This is a genomic window from Streptomyces sp. NPDC087845 (genome assembly GCF_044742755.1).
Taxonomy (GTDB): Bacteria; Actinomycetota; Actinomycetes; order Streptomycetales; family Streptomycetaceae; genus Streptomyces.
In genome coordinates this window covers 281,403-301,983 of sequence record NZ_JBIUVC010000002.1, presented here as the reverse complement: position 1 = coordinate 301,983, position 20,581 = coordinate 281,403, and the positions used below count along the sequence as shown (strand labels likewise).

Annotated in this window: 14 protein-coding genes and 1 pseudogene; 6 read left to right on the top strand and 9 right to left on the bottom strand. The window is 72.8% G+C overall.

Annotated elements, in window-relative coordinates; all coding sequences use genetic code 11:
• The first annotated feature begins 34 nt into the window (after positions 1-34).
• The gene (locus ACIOMQ_RS06935) at positions 35-1,498 is read left to right on the top strand and encodes an FAD-dependent monooxygenase (RefSeq protein ID WP_401262171.1); all 1,464 of its coding nucleotides are present in this window, start codon (positions 35-37) and stop codon (positions 1,496-1,498) included.
• A 475-nt stretch (positions 1,499-1,973) separates the two neighbouring features.
• Positions 1,974-3,038: a tryptophan--tRNA ligase gene (gene trpS, locus ACIOMQ_RS06930; protein ID WP_402188148.1), complete on the top strand. Its 1,065-nt coding sequence runs from the start codon at positions 1,974-1,976 to the stop codon at positions 3,036-3,038.
• 15 nt (positions 3,039-3,053) lie between these two features.
• Here the strand turns inward: trpS and ACIOMQ_RS06925 are convergent.
• From ACIOMQ_RS06925 to ACIOMQ_RS06905, 5 genes and pseudogenes are all read right to left on the bottom strand, one after another.
• Positions 3,054-3,254, bottom strand: a pseudogene (locus ACIOMQ_RS06925) (DNA polymerase III); the annotation flags it as partial.
• Positions 3,255-3,424: 170 nt separating this feature from the next.
• Positions 3,425-5,416: an NAD-binding protein gene (locus ACIOMQ_RS06920; RefSeq protein WP_362192828.1), complete on the bottom strand. Its 1,992-nt coding sequence runs from the start codon at positions 5,414-5,416 to the stop codon at positions 3,425-3,427.
• Between the two features lie 29 nt (positions 5,417-5,445).
• A complete protein-coding gene (locus ACIOMQ_RS06915) occupies positions 5,446-10,482 on the bottom strand; it encodes a DNA repair ATPase (RefSeq protein ID WP_402188146.1) in 5,037 nt (1,678 codons plus the stop codon).
• A 227-nt stretch (positions 10,483-10,709) separates the two neighbouring features.
• Entirely contained in the window at positions 10,710-12,830 is a 2,121-nt protein-coding gene (locus ACIOMQ_RS06910) for a flotillin family protein (RefSeq protein ID WP_362192834.1), read from the bottom strand.
• A 118-nt stretch (positions 12,831-12,948) separates the two neighbouring features.
• Positions 12,949-13,653 carry a hypothetical protein gene (locus ACIOMQ_RS06905; RefSeq protein ID WP_401939249.1) on the bottom strand — a complete coding sequence of 235 codons (705 nt, stop codon included), beginning with the start codon at positions 13,651-13,653 and terminating at the stop codon, positions 12,949-12,951.
• A gap of 278 nt (positions 13,654-13,931) precedes the next feature.
• Here ACIOMQ_RS06905 and ACIOMQ_RS06900 point away from each other — a divergent pair, with 278 nt between their 5' ends.
• Complete coding sequence (locus tag ACIOMQ_RS06900; RefSeq protein WP_362192840.1) at positions 13,932-15,002, top strand: helix-turn-helix domain-containing protein; 1,071 nt, start codon at positions 13,932-13,934, stop codon at positions 15,000-15,002.
• A gap of 312 nt (positions 15,003-15,314) precedes the next feature.
• Here the strand turns inward: ACIOMQ_RS06900 and ACIOMQ_RS06895 are convergent, their stop codons facing one another.
• On the bottom strand, positions 15,315-15,770 hold the full coding sequence (locus ACIOMQ_RS06895) for a TerB family tellurite resistance protein (protein WP_362192843.1): 456 nt from the start codon (positions 15,768-15,770) through the stop codon (positions 15,315-15,317).
• A 351-nt stretch (positions 15,771-16,121) separates the two neighbouring features.
• Here ACIOMQ_RS06895 and ACIOMQ_RS06890 point away from each other — a divergent pair, with 351 nt between their 5' ends.
• Positions 16,122-16,547, top strand: coding sequence for a BlaI/MecI/CopY family transcriptional regulator (locus ACIOMQ_RS06890; protein WP_362193709.1), 426 nt, complete (start codon positions 16,122-16,124; stop codon positions 16,545-16,547).
• 7 nt (positions 16,548-16,554) lie between these two features.
• Positions 16,555-17,523 (top strand): M56 family metallopeptidase, encoded by a 969-nt coding sequence (locus ACIOMQ_RS06885; protein WP_362192846.1) that lies wholly within the window; start codon positions 16,555-16,557, stop codon positions 17,521-17,523.
• 135 nt (positions 17,524-17,658) lie between these two features.
• Here ACIOMQ_RS06885 and ACIOMQ_RS06880 read toward each other — a convergent pair whose 3' ends face one another.
• Complete coding sequence (locus tag ACIOMQ_RS06880) at positions 17,659-18,921, bottom strand: cation:proton antiporter (protein WP_401262178.1); 1,263 nt, start codon at positions 18,919-18,921, stop codon at positions 17,659-17,661.
• Between the two features lie 2 nt (positions 18,922-18,923).
• Positions 18,924-19,394, bottom strand: coding sequence for a TrkA C-terminal domain-containing protein (locus ACIOMQ_RS06875; protein WP_362192851.1), 471 nt, complete (start codon positions 19,392-19,394; stop codon positions 18,924-18,926).
• A gap of 189 nt (positions 19,395-19,583) precedes the next feature.
• Between ACIOMQ_RS06875 and ACIOMQ_RS06870 the strand changes: the two genes are divergently transcribed.
• Positions 19,584-19,892 carry an ImmA/IrrE family metallo-endopeptidase gene (locus tag ACIOMQ_RS06870; protein WP_402188398.1) on the top strand — a complete coding sequence of 103 codons (309 nt, stop codon included), beginning with the start codon at positions 19,584-19,586 and terminating at the stop codon, positions 19,890-19,892.
• Positions 19,893-20,136: 244 nt separating this feature from the next.
• Here the strand turns inward: ACIOMQ_RS06870 and ACIOMQ_RS06865 are convergent, their stop codons facing one another.
• Positions 20,137-20,574 carry an NUDIX domain-containing protein gene (locus tag ACIOMQ_RS06865; RefSeq protein ID WP_402188144.1) on the bottom strand — a complete coding sequence of 146 codons (438 nt, stop codon included), beginning with the start codon at positions 20,572-20,574 and terminating at the stop codon, positions 20,137-20,139.
• Positions 20,575-20,581 lie beyond the last annotated feature (7 nt).

The following is a 20,581-nucleotide window of genomic DNA, read 5'->3' as shown; positions in this document are numbered from 1 at the left end:
GCGTAATTGCACTTGGTGTACTCAGGAGGTCGTCATGCGGACCGAGATCATCGTGGTGGGAGCCGGCCCGACCGGGCTGATGCTGGCCCATGAGCTGACCCTGGCCGGGATGCCGGTCGTGGTCCTGGAGAAGCAGCGCACCCGCAGCACCCAGTCCCGGGCGGGCGGACTCCAGCCGCGCACCGCCGAGGTGCTCGACCTGCGCGGACTGCTGGACCCGTTGCTCGCCCAGGCGCCGTCGCGCGACACGACCGGCGGGCACTTCGCCACCCTGCCGGTCGAGCTGGACTGCCGGACCTGGCGCACCCGGCACCCGTATCCGGTCACTCTCCCGCAGGCCCGGCTGGAGGCGTACCTCGAACAGCGTCTCGCCGAGCGGGGCGTGCCCGTGCTCCGCGGCCACCAGGTGACGTCGGTCGAACAGGACGGGGACGGCGTCTCGGTCGAGTGGGCCGTGGACGGCACCGCGACCGGGCAGATCCGCGGCAGCCACCTCGTCGCCTGCGACGGCGCGCACAGCACGGTCCGTACCCTGCTCGGCGTCCCCTTCCCCGGCAGGGCGGGCCGGATGTCCGCCGTGGCCGCAGACCTCACCCTTGCCGCGCGGTCCGCCGAAGTCCCCACCGGCCGAGGCCACTTCAGCCAGTACCCCCGGTCCGCGGGCGGCTTCCTCACCATCCTGCACCCCCTCGGCCCGGATCTGTACCGGCTGCTTTTCGGCAATCTCTCCGGGGACGAACCGGGCCGTGAGGTGCCCGTCTCGCCCGACGAGGTCCGTGAGGCGTTGCACGCCGTGTACGGCCCCGAGACGGAACTGGGCGAGCTGCTCGCCGCCTCCCGGTTCAGCGACGCGGTACGACAGGTCGAGCGCTACCGCGAAGGCCGGGTGTTCTTCGCCGGGGACGCGGCGCACATCCACATGCCCATCGGCGGCCAGGGCGTCAACCTGGGCGTCCAGGACGCGATCAACCTGGGCTGGAAGCTCGCCGGCACGATCCGCGGCTGGGCGCCCGCCGGTCTGCTCGACAGCTACCACGAGGAGCGGCACCCGGTCGCCGCGCGCGTGCTGCGCCACACCCGCGCCCAGGCGGTGATCATGAACCCGGGCGGGGACGAGGAGGTGGACGCGGTCCGCGATCTGGTGACCGACCTGCTGCGGCTGCCGGACACCAACCACTACGTCTCGGGCATGATGTCGGGCCTGGACGTCCGGTACCCCGGCGTCGGCCCCCGGCTGATCGACGTGGACCTGACCACCGAGGACGGCCCGAGCCGGGTGAGCCGGCTGATGCACTCCGGCCGGGGCCTGCTGCTCTCCCTCGACGGCAGGCGGCGCTCGGTCGGCGACCGGTCCGACCGGGTCGACCACGTCATGGCGAAGGCCGACGAGGACCTCGACGGCGCCGGAGCCCTGCTGATCAGGCCCGACGGCTACGTCGCCTGGGCCGACACCGACGGCACCCCACTCAAGACCGCTCTCGCCCGCTGGTTCGGCTGAACCCCGCGAGCGAGCGTCCGCCGCTGGTCGAGGAATGGGGAGCGCTTCTTCTCTCCTCCCCGGACTGCCGGCACCTTCGTCACCGGAGAAGGTGCCGGCAGTCCTCACCCCCGGCATCCCGGCCGGACCCCGGTCGCCCGCCCCGCTGCACCTCGCCCCCTGCCACCCTGCCCGGCTGCGCCCCTGCCTGTGCTGCCCAGCGGACCCGGGACGGGGTGGTGTGGGCGGAGCTGACGCCCGGCCGATGAGCTCCGGAAAGGGGCCGTGACCGCAGGGCAGGGTCGCGCTACCATCGGCCCATGACCTCCGTACCGTGCCGAAACTGGTGGCGCTCCTTCTAGGAGCGGCCACCTCATCAGCGCGGGACCAGGGCCGTTCGATATGGACGGCCCTTTTCTCTGCCCTCGTACGGGTACGGATGCCGATCCCGGCGGGCCGTCCTCCACGCAACCAGCACTCGCGAGGAGAGAGCCCCATGAACACAGCCACCGCTGCCGAAACCGCCCCCGACCCTGCCCAGTGCCGAAGTGTCGAACTGGAGGAGCGGATCCGGCAGACCCCCGGCCGGTTCCGGGTGATGACCGGGGACCGGCCCACCGGGCCGCTGCACCTCGGGCACTACTTCGGCACCCTCCACAACCGCGTCCGGCTCCAGGACCTCGGTGTGGACGTCTTCGTGATCATCGCGGACTACCAGGTGCTCACCGACCGGGATCTCGCCGAGCGGCTCTCCGAGCACATGGAAGGGATGCTGCTGGACTACCTGGCCATCGGCGTCGACCCCGCTCGTTCGACGATCTTCAACCACAGCGCCGTGCCCGCGCTCAACCAGCTGATGCTGCCCTTCCTCAGCCTCGTCTCCGTCGCCGAGCTGAACCGCAACCCCACCGTCAAGGACGAGATCGTGCACTCCCGGCAGTCGGCCGTGAGCGGGCTGATGTTCACGTATCCCGTGCACCAGGCCGCCGACATCCTGTTCTGCAAGGGCAACCTGGTGCCGGTCGGGCAGGACCAGCTGCCGCACCTCGAAGTGACCCGGACCGTCGCCCGCCGCTTCAACGAGCGGTACGGGGCGGTCTTCCCGGAGCCGGACGCGCTGCTCTCCGCCGCGCCGCTCCTGCTCGGCACCGACAGCACCAAGATGAGCAAGAGCCGGGGCAACTCCATCGCGCTCGGCGCCACCGCCGACGAGACGGCGCGGCTGATCCGCGGGGCGAAGACGGACGCCGAGCGGCACATCACGTACGAACCGGAGGCCCGGCCCGGGGTGTCCTCGCTCGTGCTGCTGGCGGCGCTCTGCCTGGACCGCGATCCGCACGCCGTGGCCGAGGAGATCGGCGGCGGGGGCGCGGCCGCCCTCAAACGGACGGTGACCGAGGCCGTCAACGGCCGGATGGCACCGATCCGGGCCCGGCGCGCCGAGTACGCGCGGGACATGGCGTACGTGCGGTCGGTGCTCCGGGACGGGAACGAGCGGGCCAACGAGATCGCCGAGGCGACGCTGGACGAGGTACGGGAGGTGATGGGGGGCGTGCTGTAGGCGCGCGGCCGCCGGTCAGTCCGCAGTCGGCCAGGCACCCCGTGCCGCCACGTCCAGGATCAGCGCCGCGATGTTCCAGGCGTCGTCCGCGCCGCTGTGGTGGCGTCCGTCCAGGGGAAGTCCCGCGAGGTGCAGGGCCTGGGCCATGCCGGGGCGTTTGCGCAGGCCGTGGGCGGCGGTGAAGGGGAGCTTGGCGTTGGTGTGACGGCTGCCGAAGCGATCGTCGGTCCTGCCGGCACGGCCCGCCACCTCGTCGAACTCGCCACCACGACCTGATCCACTTCCGGTACAAGCCTCAGAAGATCGATGCGCCCCCGAGGGCGGACACCGCACCGCACCGCGTCGGACACCGCACCGCACACCGCACCGCACACCCCACCGCCCCGTCACGACCGCGGTGCCACGGGGCGCCGCCTGCCGAGCAGGTCGGCCAGGCCCCGCCGCGTCGCCGCGATCACCACGCGGTCCTCGGGGCGCAGTACGTACCCCGGGTGCAGGTCCCAGACCAGGCCCGACGGGCGGTCCGGGGACGCGGGGGCGGGCGTGGCCAGGGCCGGGCGGCGGTCCTCGGGCGGGGTCGCGTCCAGGGCGAGGACCCGCCAGGCACCCGCCCGGAACGCCTGCTCCACCGTGCGGCCCTCCAGCTGCGGGTGCCCCGCGACCTCGATCGCCGCGAACAGCATCACCTTCCGTTCGACCGGGATCGCGCCCAGGATCTGGCGGCCCATCATGGCGACCGCGAAGGACGGGGCGGCCAGGTGGGTCACGGAGCGGGAGCGGGTCAGGGCCTGCGGGTGGGCGGCGCGCAGGGTGCGGTAGACGGCGGTGGCGAACTCGTCGTCGAACAGGCGCAGCGTGACGCGCAGATCCGGCTCGACCGAGCGGGCGTACAGCGCGGCCTCCAGGTTGGTGGTGTCGGCGCTGGTCAGGGCGAGGAGCGCGCGGGCGCGCTGGATCTTCGCCGCCTCCAGCACGCCCTCCTGCGTGACATCACCGAGGACCACCGGCACGTGCAGCCGCCGGGCCACGGGGATGCCGCGCGCGTCCGGATCGTCCTCCACGCACACCACGGGAATGCCGAGTTCACGCAGCCGGACGAGGACCCGGGTTCCGATCTTGCCGAGGCCGAGCAGCACCACATGGCCGGAGAGACCGCGTGGCGGGCGGCGCAGGGAGGACGCCGTGCGGAGGGAGCCGAAAGCCTCCAGCACACCCGCCACGAGCAGCGGCAGCAGCATCAACCCGGCGACGCCCGAAAGGAGTTGGATCAGCTGGCGGGCCAGGGGGTCGCCGATCGCCGGGTCGCCCATCGCGAACAGGTCCAGCAGCGTCAGATACGCGGCGTGCACCGGATCGTCGCCGGTGGTGAGCGTGGAGGCGACGGCGAGGCCCACCACGGCCAGGCCGACGCCCAGTGCCGACCAGCGCAGCCGCCGGGAGAAGAACTGGCTGAGCGGTGCGCCCCGGCCGCCCATCCGGGGCGGCGGACCGGCCGGGCCCGCCTGGCTGACCGCCTCCAGGACGATCGTGCCCCGGCCCGTCGCGGCGGCCACCTGCCGTTCGTCGGGCAGGAGTCGGGGGCCTTCGTCGCCGCTGCTGTCGGAGCCCTCGGTGCCCGCCGGGTCGTGGGCGGTGGAGGAGAGCAGCGCGAGGGTGCACAGGCCGGGGTCGGCGATCCGGCCGTCCTGGGGCGGGGTCCGTTCGGCGGCGCGCAGCAGCAGGCCCTCCGCCTGGATGACCTTGCTGGAGCCGGTGAGCGCGGTTGCCGCGAGGGCGGGCGCGGCGGTGTCGGCATCGGAGAGGACGGTCGTCGAGGTGTCCAGCGCGCTGCGGTCGAGGTCGGGGGCGGCGACGGCGGCGGCCTGGTCGAGCAGGGTCTCCAGGTACTGGCCCAGCTTGCGGTTGTAGAGCCGGATGACCAGCCGGAGACGGGGGTTGAGGCGGCGGGCGGTCAGCGCGGCGCGGATGTTGCGCTCGTCGTCGTCGTAGACCAGGGCCAGTGCGGCGGCCGATCCGACGCCCGCCTCCTCGAAGACCTCGTCGGACGGCTCCGCCGCTTCCAGGATGCGTACCGCCTCGACCCCGGCGTTGGTGTCGCCGTCCCCGGGAGCACCCGTGGGCCCGGTCCCGCCGTTGCGGTTCATCGCCTGCGACATCCGGCCGAACAGCGCCGCCGCCCGGCCCCGCCCGGTCAGCGGCAGTTCCGGCCGGCGCGCGTCGCGTCCGGGTGGCAGGACGAGGGTGACCCGCTCGCCGTACACATAGCGCAGCTCTCCGGCGAGCCGCTGGGCCAGCGCGTCGTCACCGCAGACGACCATGTGGCCGCCGAACGGGGAGCGTTGGGACTGTGGGGGAAGTGGAGGCACGGAACCCAGCATGCCTTGCTCCTCTGCGTCGTACCCGCCGGTCAGCGATCTTCTCCGGGGGCGCCGAGCGGGCGGGCCGCGTGCCGGGCCTGCGGGCCTGCGAGCAGGTGGCGTGGGTCCGCGGCCCGGACGATCGCCGACTCGACGGCCGCGATCCGGTCCGCGAGCAGCCCCAGCGCGGCGACCGCTCTCGTCACCGGGTCGCCGTCCGGGCCGCCGAGCGTCTGGGTACGGACGTAGGAGGCGTTGATCGCGGACCGGCGCGCGGACTGTCCGTCGGTGAGCCGCCCGCGCAGCGCGGCGAGTTTCAGCAGGTTGGACTCCGCGCCGGTGGTCAGCGTCTGGGCCTCGCCCGCGTAGTGGTCGTCGATGACGGCGGACAGCTCCGCCTCGTTCATCACCGGCACGATCCGCTCGGCGATCTTGTTCATGTTGCGGTACGAGCCCTGGAGCCGGAACGGCGGCTCGGTGCGTGTCGCGTCCGTCTGCGCGGCGGAGGCGATGTACGCGGCGTTCACGGCCAGCACCGTGTCCCGCGCGGCCAGCAGATGGCGCAGGACCGAGACGATCCGGTCGACCTCGGCGGGTGCGTAGGGATGGTCGAGCCGGTCCGCGCCCGCGCCGGCGTCTCCCGTGCTCGGACGGCGCGGAGAGTCCGGGGAGGGGCCCGTACCGGAGGCGAGCCGCAGGAACCGGGCGAGGTCGTCGCGGGAACGCCCGGCGAGCGGGGCCAGCACCGGGTTGGCGGTCAGCGCGTTCTCGATGAAGCTCAGCGCGAAGACGTCCTCGCGGCCGCTCAGCACCTCGCCGAGGTTCCACACGTCGGCCCGGTTGGCGAGCATGTCGGGGACGCGGAAGCGCGCCCCGGACTCGGTGTACGGATTGCCCGCCATGCACACCGCGAACCGCTTGCCCCGCAGGTCGTAGCTGCGCGGCTCGCCGTCCCGGACGCCCTCGATCCGGCGGGTGGCGTCGCAGAGCGGAATGAACTTCTGGAGCAGTTCGGGCGAGGTGTGCTGGATGTCGTCGAGGTAGAGGAGGGTGTTGTTGCCCGACTCCAGGGCGAAGTTGATCTTCTCGATCTCCTGGCGGGCGGTCGCGGTGCGCGCCTGTGCCGGATCGAGGGAGGTCACGTCGTGGCCGAGGTTCGGTCCGCTGATCTTGACGAGGACCAGGCCGAGGCGGTCGGCGACGTACTCCATGAGCGTCGTCTTGCCGTAGCCGGGCGGCGACACGAGCAGCAGCAGGCCCTGCGAGTCGGTGCGCCGGTCGGCGTCGGCGGTGCCGATCTGCTTGGCGAGGCTGTCGCCGATCAGTGGCAGGTACACCTCGTCCAGGAGGCGGTTGCGGACGAACGCCGACATGACGCGCGGACGGTGGTCGTCCAGCCGCAGCCGGGCGCGCTCGGCGGTGACGAGTGCGGTGCGCAGACGCTGGTAGGCGCGGAACCCGGGAACGGCGGTGGTGCGGAACTCGGCCGTGCGGGCGAGGAGTTCGTCGAGGCGGACGGTGAGCCGGCCCCGGGTGACGCGCGGATGGGTGCCGAGCAGGCCGTCCACGGTCGCGGTGAGCGGCGCGTCGCACTCGTACCGGGCGAGCACCGGCTCCGGGCAGAGCTCCACGGCGACGGCCTCCGCCAGATCGCCCGCGTCGACCTCCGTACCGCTCGCGGAGGCGTACGGGGCGAGCCAGCCCTCGACCAGCTGGCGCCGGGCGGGGAGGTCGTCGTGGAGGGCGTCGAGGTCCTCGTCGTACGCCGAAGAACCCGTCGTACGGCGGAACTTGTCCAGGAAGGTGCGGACGGTGGCACTCGTCACGAATCCGGCGGGACCGCTGGTCAGCTCCTCGAAGAGGTACGCGGCGACCGCCCGCGCACCGTCGGCCCCGGACGCCCCGCCCCCGCATCCGCCGGCCCGGACGGCGTCCGCCCATTCCTCCTGGAGGGCCCCGATGGCCGGGGCGAGACCGAAGGTCTCACGGGCACGGGCCAGCGAGCGGGCCCGCCGGGTCCAGGAGGTGCGCCGGGTCTCGTCCGTGCCGTACGCCCAGAACAGCTGCGCCGCCGCCCGTACGGCGGGCGGGCAGCGCAGCAGCCCGGCCCCGGCGTGCAGGCCGAGCAGGGTGGTGAGGATCGCGGTGGCGTCCTCGTCGTGGACCCCGCGCTGGTAGCCCTCGTCGTACGCGGACGCCGCCGACTCCCGTACCAGAGAGGCCAGTTCGTCGGCGTTCAGGGCGGTGAGGGCATCGGTTCCGTGCTCGTCCAGGAGCCGGGCGGCCAGGTGCTCGGCGCGGTAGACGTGCGGGGACTCGGAGGGCAGCGTCCGGTCCCAGTACGGGCGGCTCGCCTCGAACTCCGGGTCGGTGACCGGCGCCCGGTAGTCCGTGCCGGTGAGGGCGAACGCGAGCCGGTCCCCGTGCGGGACGAGCGTCAGGTCGAAGGGCTGGGTGTTCACCGCGAACCGGTGCCGGCCGAGGCGGATCGTGGCGCCGCCGTCCGCGTACAGCTCGCCGCGGTCGCGCAGGGCCCGCCCGGCCTCCTGGCGGGCCGCCAGCAGCTGCCCGTCCAGTTCCTCGGCGCGCACCGGGTCGCCGAGCTCCCGCAGCTCGTCGGCGGTGCGGCGGACCTTGGCGACCATCGGGTCGGAGGCGAAGTACGTGTGGACGGCGTCCGGGTCGGGCAGGGCGGCCAGCCGCCGGGAGACCGTCTCCAGGACCCGGGCCGCCGAATCCGCCAGCCGCTCCGCCCGCCGGGCGCGGGCGTCCTGCAACGTCTGCTTGCGGGCCGAGAACGCCTCGTACACCTCCGTCCGCCGCTCGGCCAGCTCGGCGAGGAAGTCGTCGAACTCCGCGAACCGCGACTCCAGGTTCTCCAACTGGAGCAGCAGCCGCGTGAGTTGATCGTCGCAGGCGTCCGGGGTGTCCGCCGCGGCCAGGGCCCCCGTGACGGCCTGCCCGAGCAGCGCGAACTCTGCCGCGAACTCGGCGCGGCCCTCGTGGTCCAGGAGCTCGCGGCGGCGCGCGTCGAGCGTGGCGCGGGCCCGGTTGACCCCGCCGAGCACCTCGGCGATCCGCTCCAGGATCGACGTACGGACCGTCGCGTCACCGATGTCGAGCCCGGCGACGACCTCGGTGACGGTGCTCAGCCCCTCCGTCATCTCCGTCAGCCGGTCGCCGAGCGCCGAGGCGTCCACGACCGCGGTGAGTGCGGACGCCTCCGCGGTGAGGCGGTCGATGTCCTCGTGGTAGCCGGCGAACGCGTCGTCCCGGCCGAGGAACGCGACGGCACGCTGGGCGGCCGATTCGATGTCGTCGGCCGTGGCGGCGGTGAGTTCGGCGATCCGCTCGGTGTCCGCGTACCGCATCTCGGCCAGTGTCGCCAGCCGGCCGTGGGCGCGGCGCAGCTCGGTGAGCCGGTCGACCCAGGCGGCGGCCGAGCGCGGGGCCTCGCCCCGGATGCGGCGGACGAGCACGGTGAGCCGGTCGGCCGTCCCGGCCAGCGCTTCGGCGGCCTGCCGGGTCAGCTCCCGCACCGTCTCGAACTCGCCGAGGACCTGCTGCGCGGTGTCGCGCAGTTCCGCCAACGGGGCGGCCAGCTCACCCAGTTCGGGGTCGGTCAGCCAGTGGTAGCGGTCGGTGGCGCGGGTGCAGTCCGCGACCAGCCGCGCGTACACGGCGGCGGTCGGCGTCGTCTCGGCGGCGCTGTGCGCGAGCGCGAGGCAGTCGGAGATGCCGCGCACCAGATCGGCGTTGCCGACCCGGGCGAGCGGGCCGGTCCCGGCGGGGCGGGACGCGGCGTGGGTGTCGGAGACGTACGGGGTGTGCCAGCGCTGCAACGGGTGGATCCGGGCCGGTTCGCCGCCCGTCGCGGTGTCCCGCAGCAGGACGAGCGTGCCGTCGTCGAGCAGGGCGTGGCCGCGGCCCTGGAGGGGAGTGGCGACCTCCTGCCGGATCAGGTTGTAGGGCAGGAGCAGGCCGCGGCCGTCGTCGGGGGAGCGGAAGACGTAGAGGACGTCCTCGCCGTTCGGGGAGCGGACCGCGCCCTCGAAGACCGGGCGGGTGAGCGGCTCCGCGATGTCGAAGGTCTTGGTGGTGCCGGTGGTGAGGTAGTAGCCGCCGGGGAAGATGATCCCCTGGTCCTCCGGGAGCCGGTGACAGGCGGGCCCGATGAGGTCCAGGCGCAGGACCGTGCCGAGCAGGGTGTTGTGGACCAGATACCGCCAGGACTCCTCGTTGTACGGGCGGACGCGGAGCAGGACCAGCGGGCCGATCACGGCGTGCTCGACATCCGCGTCGGCGAGGGACTGGAGCGGCTCGGTGACCGGCTCCTCGTAGATCCCGTCGGGGGTGTCGGTGTCGTTGACCGCCTTGACGGTGAGGGTGCCGCCCAGCGTGTCGACGAAGAGGACGGCGCCCGTGCCGTCCCCGTCCCCGCCCACGGCGATGTGCGGGTGCCGGCCCAGGACGTGGGACTCGCGGCCCGCGACGGTCCAGGTGAAGTCGTGCGACGGCGGGAAGACGTGGTCGCGGTCGCCGCGCGCGTCGAGGAACGCCCCGGGCGAACCGTCCGGGGCGAGCGCCCAGCGCAGCACCCGGATGCCGTCGGCGCTCTCCCCGGTACGGAAGACGGCGAGCAGCTTGCCGTCCACGCGGCGCAGCCGCAGGAGGCGGGCGTCGCGGTAGTAGCGGTGCAGGGCGGCGAACTCGCGGACGAAGGCCTCGTCGTCGAGCAGACCACCCCCGCCCGGCGGCGCCTCGTCCAACGCCGGGCCGTACAGGGCGAGTACGTCGCGCACCTCGACGGCCTCCGCCGCCCCCGGGCCCCGCTCGAAGCCGAACAGCAGCCGGCCGCCGACGGCCACCAGGTCGCGGGCCACGGAGGCCCGCTCGGTACGGATCTGCTCGGTACCGGTCAGCCGGAGCTCGGTCGACCCGAACTCCTCGGTGCGCCGCGCGTTGAGCGCCTCGGCGCGGCTCGCGAGGTCGGCGGCCCGGTCGTTCAGCCGGCGGCGCAGCACGTCGTACGTCCCCGCGTCCACGGGGCCGCCGGCGGGCGGTGCGGTCGTGGTGTCGGTGTCCATACGTGCGGCTCTCCCTACGAGATGTGTGGTGCGGGGTGGATGCGGCCGGGCGGGCCCGCCCGGCGCCCGAGGACGAAGCGTCGGCCGGACGGGCCCGATCCGCCCGGCCTGCACGGAGGTTTCGGGCCCGCCCGGCGATCGGTGTCCGAGGACGAAGCGTCGGCCGGACGGGCCCGATCCACCCGGCCTGCACGGAGATCAGGCCCGTCCGGCGATCGGCGTCCGCCCTACGCGACCGGCGACCCGTTTCGCGCGGCGGGTACGTCGGACGCGCCCGCCCCGGTCACCGCGGACACCGGAACGTCCGCCAGCCCCAGCTCCCGCGCCGCGGCCAGCAGCTGCTGCACCTGACCCGGCGCGACACCGGCTCCGGGCGCCCGCATCATCCGCATCAGCAGCGCCGACACCGTCAGGTTCTGCACGTCGCCCGTCGACACCGAGCCCAGCACCCGCGTCAGGTCGTCCGTGAACGACGACGTGCCGTTCAGCCACGGTCCCGCGAGCGCCTTCGCCGTGTCCGAGTTCTCGACGAACCCGTCGAAGCTCTTGCCCATCGAGACGGCCGAGACGAGCCGGTCGAAGAAGACCGACTCCCCGCCGACGATGTCGATGTCGGCGTTCTCCAGCCCCGTGGCCAGCACCGTCGCCTGCGCCTCGGCGACCTGCCGCTGCACATCGAGCCCGGCCAGCCGGATCTCCTTCTCCGCGGCGAGCCGCAGCCGGTACTCCTCGTGCCCGCGCGACGCGTCGTCCAGCGCCGCCATCGCGGCGGCCTTCTCGGTGAGTCCGGCCGCCTCGGCCTTCAGCTTCTCGCCGATCATCGCCGCGTCGGCCGTCGCCTGGGCCTGCGTGCCCTCCGCCGCCGCGAGCGCCTTCAGCCTGGAACCCTCCGCCTCGGCCTTGAGGCGGGCGGACGTGGCCTCGGCCTCGGCGAGACCGGCCTTCTCGATGACATCGGCCTCCGCTTCACGCACCTGGATCTCGGCGAGTCCGGGCGCCGCGGACTCCGCCTGGATGCCCTCGGCCAGTCGCAGCTTCGCCTGGGCGTCCAGGTCCGCGGTCTTCAGCCGGGCCTCGGCGAGCGTCAGCTGCTCGGCGGCCAGGTGGGTGGCCGCCGCCTCGGCGGCCTCCGCGGCCTTGATGTCCTTGACCAGCTTCTCCTGCGCCTCCGCCTCGGCGGCGATGATGACCGACCTGCGGGTGCGCTCCGACTCCTCGACGGCGCGCAGCGTCTTGATGGACTCCTCCTGCTCCGCGACCGTACGGTCCACGGCGATCCGCTCCCGGATCACATCGGCGACCTCGCGGCGCTCGGCCTCGACCTCCTTCGTCGCGGCGATCCGGTCGAGTTCGGTCTGCCGCTCGCGCCCGATGACCTCGATCAGCCGGTCCTTCTCGATGCGCTCGTTCTCCACGGCGATGACCCGCTCGCGGTTCTTCTGCGCGACGGCGATCTCCCGGGCCTGGTTCTCGCGCTGGATGCCGAGCTGCTCCTCGGTGCGGATGAACGCGGCCTGGGCGCCGAGCCGTTCCTCCTCCTGGACCCGGGCGGTCGCGGCCTCCTCGCGGGCCCGCAGCGTCTCGACCTCGCGGCGCTGCTTGATCTCGGCCTCGGCCTGCCGGCGCTCCAGCTCCAGGATGGTCTCCCGGGCGTCGACGTTCTGCCGGGTGATCTCCTTCTGCTCGGTGCGCTGGTACTCGTTGGTGCGGACGTGCTCGATCGCGGTCAGTTCGGTGATCTTGCGGATGCCCTGCGCGTCGAGGATGTTGGCGCCGTCGAGCTGCGCCATGGGGGTCTGCTCCAGGAAGTCGATCGCGGCGTCGTCGAGGTGGTAACCGTTCAGGTCCGTGCCGATGACCCGGATGATGCGGTCCCGGAACTCCTCGCGCTTGGTGTACAGGTCGACGAAGTCGAGCTGCTTGCCGACGGTCTTGAGCGCCTCGGCGAACTTCGCGGCGAAGAACTCCTGGATCGCCACCTTGTCGCTGGCCCGCTCCGTGCCGATGGACTGGGCGACCTTGATGACGTCCTCGACGGTCTTGTTGACCCGCACGAAGAAGTTGATGTGGATGTCGGCGCGGATGTTGTCCTGGCAGATCAGACCCTCGCGCCCGGTGCGGCGGATCTCGATGGTCTTCACCGAGATGTCCATGTACTCGGCCTTGTGCAGCACCGGCAGGACGACAGCCCCGGTGAAGGTGACATCGACCTTCTTGGTCTTGGAGATGATCAGCGCCTTGCCCTGTTCCACCTTGCGGAAGAGCCGGCTGATGACGAGGAGCAGGGCGACGGCGATGAGCAGGACAACGGCTACGAGCACACCGAAGCCCAGGGAGATGGCATCCATGGCAGTCCTTGGCAGCTGGTGAGAAAAGTGGAGAAGAGGTGGGCGGGGCCGCTCGGACGGTTCCCGCGGGGCGGTGCCGGTGCCGCGGTGCCGGTGCGGCTGCGGCGGCGGGCGGGGGTCAGCCGGAACGCGGTGGTCCCGGGTCCAGCGCCCTGTCGTACGGCGAGACCCAGAAGAACTCGCCCTCGTCGTCGTACGCGTACAGGAGCGCCGCACTGCCCGAGGTGAGCACCGTGCCGCCCGAGGCGTGCATCGTGCCGCCCGACGTGCGCACCGTGCCGCGCGTGCCGTCCGTCCCGCCCGTGTCGTCCGCGGCGCCCGCCGGGGCGAGCAGCCGGACCTGGACGATCGCGGTGGAACCGTCGGCCGCCGCGACCTCGGCCTGGCCGAAGTCGGAGCTGACGGAGCCGGTACGGATCGTGCAGACCCGGCCGAGAAAGTCCTGCCGCGACGGAGGAGGCACCTCCGGGAAGCGCCGGCGCACCAGGCGCACCAGCACCCGCATCACGACCCAGGCGATCAGCAGCGCCCCGGCGAGCACGGCACAGGCGAGCCCGGCGCGGATGGGGCCGGTGGCGCCGCTGCGGTGCAGCAGGACCGTACCGGCCAGGCTCGTGAACCAGCCGACGACGACCATCACGGACACCGTGACGGTGACCGGCACTCCGCCCATCCCGGCCGGAACGGTGCCGAGGTCCCCGTCGAAGGAATGGTGATCGGCCGCACCGACCAGTACGAGAAGCCAGAAGAAGACGACCACGACCAGCGCGGCGCCGAACAGGACGGCCGGAAAGGCGGTTCCCGCGCTCAGGAACTCCTGCATCGGCCCACCCCCTGTCTGTTCTTGCGGGCGGCCCGGTGGCGGGTGACCGCGGTGCCGCGGTGCCGCGCATGCGCGGCACCGCAGCAGCCGGGTCTTCCCCCGTATCCCCCGTGTCCCCCGAGTTCCCCCGTTTGGTGCTGACCGGATCGTGTCACTCGGAGCCGTTCATCGCACTGCCGGAATCCGGCAATCTTTACTGGTCCTTGATGCCGGGCACCGGCACCGGCCCGTATGCGTTGGGTGAGTGTCAATGTCGCGTCAGGATGTGAGGAGTTCGTGTGCCGGAGCCGGAGATTCCCGACAAATATCTGGAGGGCTATGCCCGCATTCTGGCCGATGTCGTCGCCACCGGCCGCAGGCTGACCCGGGACGAACTGGAGGCCCGCCGCCTCCTGGGCCGGGAGGCCGCCGAGGCCGGATTCCAGCTGCGCGCCCTGGTCGGCCATCATCTCGCGGCGACCCGCACCGGCTGGCCGCGCACCGCCTCCACCGATACCGCCGCCACCGAGGCCGTGCTGGCCGCGGTCGAGCAGGCCGTCGACGCCTTCGCCGAGGGCTTCGAGCGGGCCCAGCGGCTGACCGTGCGGCGCGAGGAGGCGGCCCGCCGCGAGTTCATCGACGACCTGCTGTACGGACGCAGTGACCTGGGCCGGCTCGCCGAGCGGGCCACCCGGTTCGGGCTGCGGCTCTCGCGCGCCCACGCGGTCGCGGTGGCGACGGGCCCTCAGGCGTACACGGAGACCGACTCCGTACCGCGTACGGTCGAGGCGGCGCTGCTCGCGCGTTTCGGCGGCCGGAAGATCCTGATCACGACGAAGGACGGGCGGCTGGTCTGCATCGCCCCCGGCAGCCAGCCCGATGTCCTGCGGTATTTCGCCAAGCAGTCGCACGCGGCGACGGACGGCGGCCGGGTCGCGGTCGGCCGCCCGCACCGGGGCCCCGGCGGCGTGGTCCACTCCTACGACGAGGCGCTCGAAGCGCTCGATCTCGCCGAACGGATGGATCTGGACGAGCCGGTGCTGTACGCCTCCGACCTGCTGGTCTATCCGGTGCTGACCCGGGACCGGCAGGCGATGGCCGATCTGGTGCGCAGTCAGCTGGGCCCGCTCCAGCAGGCCCGCGGCGGCGCCGAACCCCTTCTGCGGACGCTCACCGCCTACTTCGACGCGGGCTGTGTCTCCGCCGAGACGGCGCGCCGGCTGTCGCTGAGCGTGCGGGCGCTGACCTACCGGCTGGAGCGGATCCATCAGCTGACCGGTTCCGACCCGTCCGACCCGATGCACCGCTACACGTTGCAGACGGCGGTCATCGGCGCCCGGCTGCTGGACTGGCCGGCCAAGGAGCTGTGACGTGGGGCGCCGCGCGGCCGGGGGAGGGTGAAGAGCGGCCCGTCCGGACCTCCTGAGCCCGTCCGGACCTCCTGAGCCCGTCCGGACCTCCTGGGCCCGGCCCGACCCGACCTCCTCAGCCCGACCGGGCCGGGCCGACCGGGCCGGCCCAGGAGGTCCCGGTCCCGCAAAGAAAGTGGCCGGAGGCGCGCATCGGGGGAGTAGCGCGCCTCCGGCCTGCCGGACGCGGACGGGTGGTCAGCCGGTCCGCGGTCATTCCGGCGGTCTGGGGGCGGGGCCGGACCGGTGGGCCGGTCCGCCGGGCAGGGAGACCTACAGGTCGAACTCGTGCGGCGGCAGGTCGAGCGCGAAGCACGCCTCCCGCACGACGGCCTGTTCCGACTTGTCGAAGTCGCCGTCGGCGCCGCCGATCACGATGCCGATCTGGATGACGGCACGCGCCTCGGCGGGCTTCTTCTTCGCCTTGCCGATCTCCTGGAGCACGCTGACCTTGCCGAAGGCGAAGTCGGCGGTGAGCTTGTTCACGTAGTCGTTGAAGCGGCGCTGCAGGTCGTCCGCCGGGAAGTTCTGCAGAACCTCGTTGGCGGCGATCAGCGAGGCGACACGCTGGCGTTCGGACGGGTCGACGGAACCGTCGGCAGCGGCGACCAGGGCGCACATGGCCATGCTCGCGTCACGGAACGCCCCGCTCTTCAGGTCGTTCTTCTTCGCTTCCAGCTGCGACTGCATCGACGAAGCGGATTCCTTGATCCGATCCCACAGTGCCATGTCGTCGTCTCCATACGTTGCGTTGCGTTGTGTTGCCGGAACGGAAGCCAACTCTACAGACGTGTAGAAGTTAGCGGGGCGGGTGCCCGCTGTGTCCCGGAAACGGCAGTAAGTAGGATGCTGCGATGCCGCGGCCGACGCGGTATCGCAGAAGGGCGGACCCAGATGGACTCGGCCAGGCCCGGCCACCCACCGGACAACGAGCCGCCCCGCGCAGAAGTGCCCGCCCCGGTGGGCCCCGGCGCCGTACGCCCCGATCCCGTACGCCCCGATCCCGTACGCCCCGATCCCGTACGCCCCGATCCCGTACGGCCCGACAGCCGGCGGCTCCGAAGGCGCGGGCAGGGCGAACTGGAGGCCCAGGTTCTCGCCGTACTGCACTCGGCGAACGGCCCCGCGACCGCAGGCTGGGTGCAGGAACACCTCGACGGCGACCTCGCGTACACCACCGTCATCACGATCCTCTCCCGCCTCTACGCGAAGAAAGCCGTGACGCGGTCCCGCGAGGGCCGCTCCTACACCTGGACGTCCGCCTCCGACGAGGCCGGCCTCGCGGCCCTGCGGATGCGCCGCGTACTGGACGGTGAACGGGACCGGGACGCCGTGCTCGCCCACTTCATCTCGGCCCTGTCCCCCGGCGACGAGGAACGGCTGCGCGCGCTCCTCGCGCGGGCGGCGACCCCGGACGATCCGGACGGCCTGGATGACCCGGGCGAGCCCGGTGATTCCGGTGATTCCGGGGATCCGGGCAACTCCCCGGACACGGAAGGCCGATAGCGGTCCGATGGGTGTCTTCGTCTATCTGCCGCTCGTGCTGCCGCTGACCGCGCTGCCGATCGCGCGGCTGGCCGAACAGCATCTGCACCCGCGCAGCGCGACCCGGCTGCTTGCCGTCGTCGGCACGCTGCTCGCGCTGTGCAGCACTCTGTGCCTGGCCCTGCTGATGGTGGTCGGCACGGCCCAGCTCCCGGGCAATCCGCTGCCGGACAGCTGGTCGGACCCTCAGGTGCGGAACGCCGTGCCGTACGAGGTGAAGGCGGGCATCGTCGCCATCGGGGTGCTGGCGGCGGTGCTCGGGGCGTGCGGCTGGACGGTGTACCGCCATGTGCGGCTGCGTGTCCGGGCCGGCCGCGCCCTGTCCGCCGCCCCTTCCGTGATCTCGGGCGACGTCGCCGTGCTCCCGGACCCTGAACCGTACGCCTACGCGCTGCCCGGCAATCCGGGCCGGGTCGTCGTCTCGACCGCGATGGCCCAGTGCCTGGACGCCCGTGAGCGCCGGGCCCTGATCGCCCACGAGCGGGCGCATCTGGCCGCCCGTCACCACCGCTACCTGCTGGCCGCCCAGCTCGCGGCGCGCGCCAACCCGTTCCTGCTGCCGCTGCGTACGGCGGTGGCGTTCAGTACCGAACGGTGGGCGGACGAGGAGGCCGCGCGTGCGGTCGGCGACCGGCGGGTGGTGGCGGTCGCGGTCGGCAAGGCGGCGCTCTTCTCGCACCGCGCCCCGGACGCCTCGGTCGGCTTCGCGGCCTTCGCCGCCGGCGCTTCCGCGCCAGGCTCGGCGGCGGGCCCCATACCGCGCCGGGTGGCGGCGCTGCTCGCCCCGGTCCCCCCGACGCGGCTGTGGCCCCCGTCGTCCGCCCATGCCGCCCTGGCGGCGCTCGTCGCGGCGGCGGGCACGGCGGTCTCGGCCCTGTCGTCGCTCAACGCCGCGGTGACGCTGGTGCAGATCCTGCACGCGGCGACCCTGCTGTGAGCGGTACGGAGGGGACGGGCCCGCCCGGGCGCCGGTGACCGGGCGCGCGCTGTCCCCTCCGTACGGGCCCGCCGGGGCGGCCGGTGGCCGGGCGCGCTCGCGCGCGGCCACCACGCGGCGCCACCGCGGCCGGGCTCAGTCGGCGGAGGAGGCGAACTCCTCCTGAGCGACGGGTACCGGACGGCTCGCGGGAACGCCGCCGCCCGCCGTCTTGCCGCCTGCCGTCCCCCCGCCGCCGTCCCGGCCCCGCCACGCCTGGATCCTGGCCACGGCCGGCTGGGTCCAGCGGGCGGTGAGCGGTCCGACGATGACGAGGATGAGGACGTACGCGGTGGCGATGGGCCCGATACGGGGCTCGGTCGCCACGGCCAGACCGGCGATGACGATGGAGAACTCACCGCGGGCGACGAGCGTTCCGCCGGCCCGCCACCGTCCGCGCGAACCGATTCCGGCCCGACGGGCCGCGTACCACCCGGTGCCGATCTTGGTGAGCACGGTGACGACGGCCAGCAGGGCCGCCGGGAGCAGCACCGGCGGGATCTCGGCCGGATCGGTGGAGAGCCCGAAGAACACGAAGAAGACGGCGGCGAACAGATCCCGCAGCGGCGTCAGCAGCTTGCGCGCCCCCTCGGCGACCTCGCCCGAGAGCGCGATCCCGACCAGGAACGCCCCGACGGCCGCGGAGACCTGCAACTCCTGTGCCACACCGGCCACCAGGACGGTCAGCCCGAGCACCACCAGGAGCAGCATCTCCGGGTTGTCGGAGGACACGGCCCGGCTGATCAGCCGCCCGTGCCGCAGCGCCAGATAGAGCACGAACCCGACGGTGCCGAGCGCGATGAGCAGCGCGATGCTGCCCCCGGCGAGTCCCACACCCGCGAGCATCGCGGTGAGCAGCGGCAGATACACGGCCATCGACAGGTCCTCGATGACCAGGACACCGAGGATGACGGGCGTCTCCCGGTTGCCCAGCCGCCCCAGGTCGGTGAGCACCTTCGCGATCACCCCGGACGAGGAGATCCAGGTGACCCCGGCCAGTGCGACGGCCCCCACGGGACCCCACCCGAGCAGCAGCGCGGCCACCGCCCCCGGGGTCGCGTTGAGTACGAAGTCCACGGCGCCGGACGGGTATTGCGTCTTGAGACTGGTCACCAGCTCCGAGGCGCTGTACTCCAGGCCGAGCAGGAGCAGCAGGAGAATGACCCCGATCTCGGCGCCGACGGCGGTGAATTCCTCACTGGCCCCGAGCGGCAGCAGCCCGCCGTCCCCGAACGCGAGGCCCGCCAGCAGGTACAGCGGGATCGGCGAGAGACCTATTCGCCCGGCGAACCGTCCGATGATTCCGAGGCCCAGAATGACGGAGCCGAGCTCCACCAGCAGTGCGGTCGTGTCGTGCACGGTCAGCCCTCCGCAATGATCTCGGAGAGCGTGTCGACGCCCTCCCTCGTACCGACGACGACGAGCGTGTCCCCGATGGCCAGCCGGAAGTCCGGTCCGGGTGACGGATGCGCGCTGTGGGTCCGCAGCACGGCCACGATCGAGGCCCCCGTCCGCGTCCGCGCCTTCGTGTCCCCGAGCAGCCGGCCGCCGTACGGGGAGCGCGTCCCGAGCGGAATGTGCTCGGTGACGAGATCGATGCCGTCGGTCCGGACGGCGTCGATGGGCGCGGCGTCGATGAGGTGGGCGAGACCGGTGGCCTCCTGCGGTGTCAGGGGTACCGAGAGGCGGCACGAATCGGGATCGTCCTGGTCGTAGAAGCCGATGAACCGCCGCCCGTCGTGGTGGACGACGACGGAGATGTGCTGGCCCGACTCGGTCGTGTAGTCGTACTGCACACCGACTCCGGGCAGCGTGGTGCGGTGGGTTCCCATGGCTTCCTCCCGAGGTGTGCGGCGGTGCGGCGACGCACTTGGTGATCTCTTTAGCTGCTCATTACCTTATCCGGAGGCTCCCGCCGCCTGCGGGGCGCGGGGCTGCCGGATTCGCATCCGGCATGCTTCATGCGTGAGCGATGAGTTCGGGCGGCGGATCAGGTCTGCCCGGTATGGCGCGAATCGTCGCTGACCTCTCGATCTCTCCGGAGAGCTACCTTCGGTGCCACTCATGCCGCCATCCCGGCCTCCCCCACCGGGGCCCACTCCGCCTCCAGGCTGCCCGCGCGACCGCTCGTCGTTCTGACCGCCAACCGGGCCGACGACATCTACCGGCACCGGTTCACGGCTGCCCATGAACTGGGCCACCTTGTGCTTCACGGCGATGCCACCGGTGACAGCCGCCAGGAAAAGGAGGCCGACGCCTTCGCTGCTCGGACAAGCCTTCGACCTGGCTGCCAAGGAAGCGGGCCTCTCGGTTCCCCAACCGGCACATGAACTGGCCTGGACAGGCGCGAGGGTGCGGGACTTGCTGGGCGTCCAGGAACAGAGGCCGGTGCTCCGCCCGGTCCAGTAGCGGTCGCCACTCGGCCTCGGGAGCCGCGGGCGAGGTTCTGCTGCCCGGCACTCCGCCGCGGCCCTCCAGCATGAGAACGCTGCTATGCCGGCAGCGCATGGGCACGCCGCCAGGGCCGACACATCTCGGTGCCGGCCCCGGTGGTGTGTTGATGTGCTCGAAGGCTCAGAGCGTTGCCTCGCATCCGAGGCTTCCGGTACTGATGGCGCCCCGCAGGACGCGGGCGATCTCCTCGGGCTTGAGGTCGATGCCGTCGAGCCCCTCCACGGTCAGAGGCATCTCCTCCAGCGCGTATTCGCCCCGGCCCTCGGCGCTGAACTCGGGACCGGTGCGGTCGTCGAAGGACCAGGTCGCGATGCGGGCGAGGTAGAAGAGCTGACGCTCGTCGTCGGACTCCATCGTGTGGAGGAGGCGGATGATGTCGGCCTTGCCCGCGATCTCCTCGTGGATCTCGCGGTGGAGGGCGGCCTCCCGGGACTCGTCGCTGGCTTCAACGCCGCCGCCGGGCAGTACCCAGTACGCGGGGATGTCGGGCTTGGTGCGGCGAATGACCAGCATCGTGTCGTCAGCGGTGACGAGGACGGCGCGGACTCGTTCGATCATGTCGGTC

What these genes read in the sequence shown, in the direction of transcription:
- trpS (WP_402188148.1), top strand. Translation starts at nt 1,974, where the DNA reads ATGAACACAGCCACCGCTGCCGAAACCGCCCCCGACCCTGCCCAGTGC.
- ACIOMQ_RS06935 (WP_401262171.1), top strand. Translation starts at nt 35, where the DNA reads ATGCGGACCGAGATCATCGTGGTGGGAGCCGGCCCGACCGGGCTGATG.
- ACIOMQ_RS06910 (WP_362192834.1), bottom strand. Translation starts at nt 12,830, where the DNA reads ATGGATGCCATCTCCCTGGGCTTCGGTGTGCTCGTAGCCGTTGTCCTG.
- ACIOMQ_RS06895 (WP_362192843.1), bottom strand. Translation starts at nt 15,770, where the DNA reads ATGGCACTGTGGGATCGGATCAAGGAATCCGCTTCGTCGATGCAGTCG.
- ACIOMQ_RS06915 (WP_402188146.1), bottom strand. Translation starts at nt 10,482, where the DNA reads ATGGACACCGACACCACGACCGCACCGCCCGCCGGCGGCCCCGTGGAC.
- ACIOMQ_RS06875 (WP_362192851.1), bottom strand. Translation starts at nt 19,394, where the DNA reads ATGGGAACCCACCGCACCACGCTGCCCGGAGTCGGTGTGCAGTACGAC.
- ACIOMQ_RS06885 (WP_362192846.1), top strand. Translation starts at nt 16,555, where the DNA reads ATGGGTGTCTTCGTCTATCTGCCGCTCGTGCTGCCGCTGACCGCGCTG.
- ACIOMQ_RS06905 (WP_401939249.1), bottom strand. Translation starts at nt 13,653, where the DNA reads ATGCAGGAGTTCCTGAGCGCGGGAACCGCCTTTCCGGCCGTCCTGTTC.
- ACIOMQ_RS06865 (WP_402188144.1), bottom strand. Translation starts at nt 20,574, where the DNA reads ATGATCGAACGAGTCCGCGCCGTCCTCGTCACCGCTGACGACACGATG.
- ACIOMQ_RS06920 (WP_362192828.1), bottom strand. Translation starts at nt 5,416, where the DNA reads ATGCTGGGTTCCGTGCCTCCACTTCCCCCACAGTCCCAACGCTCCCCG.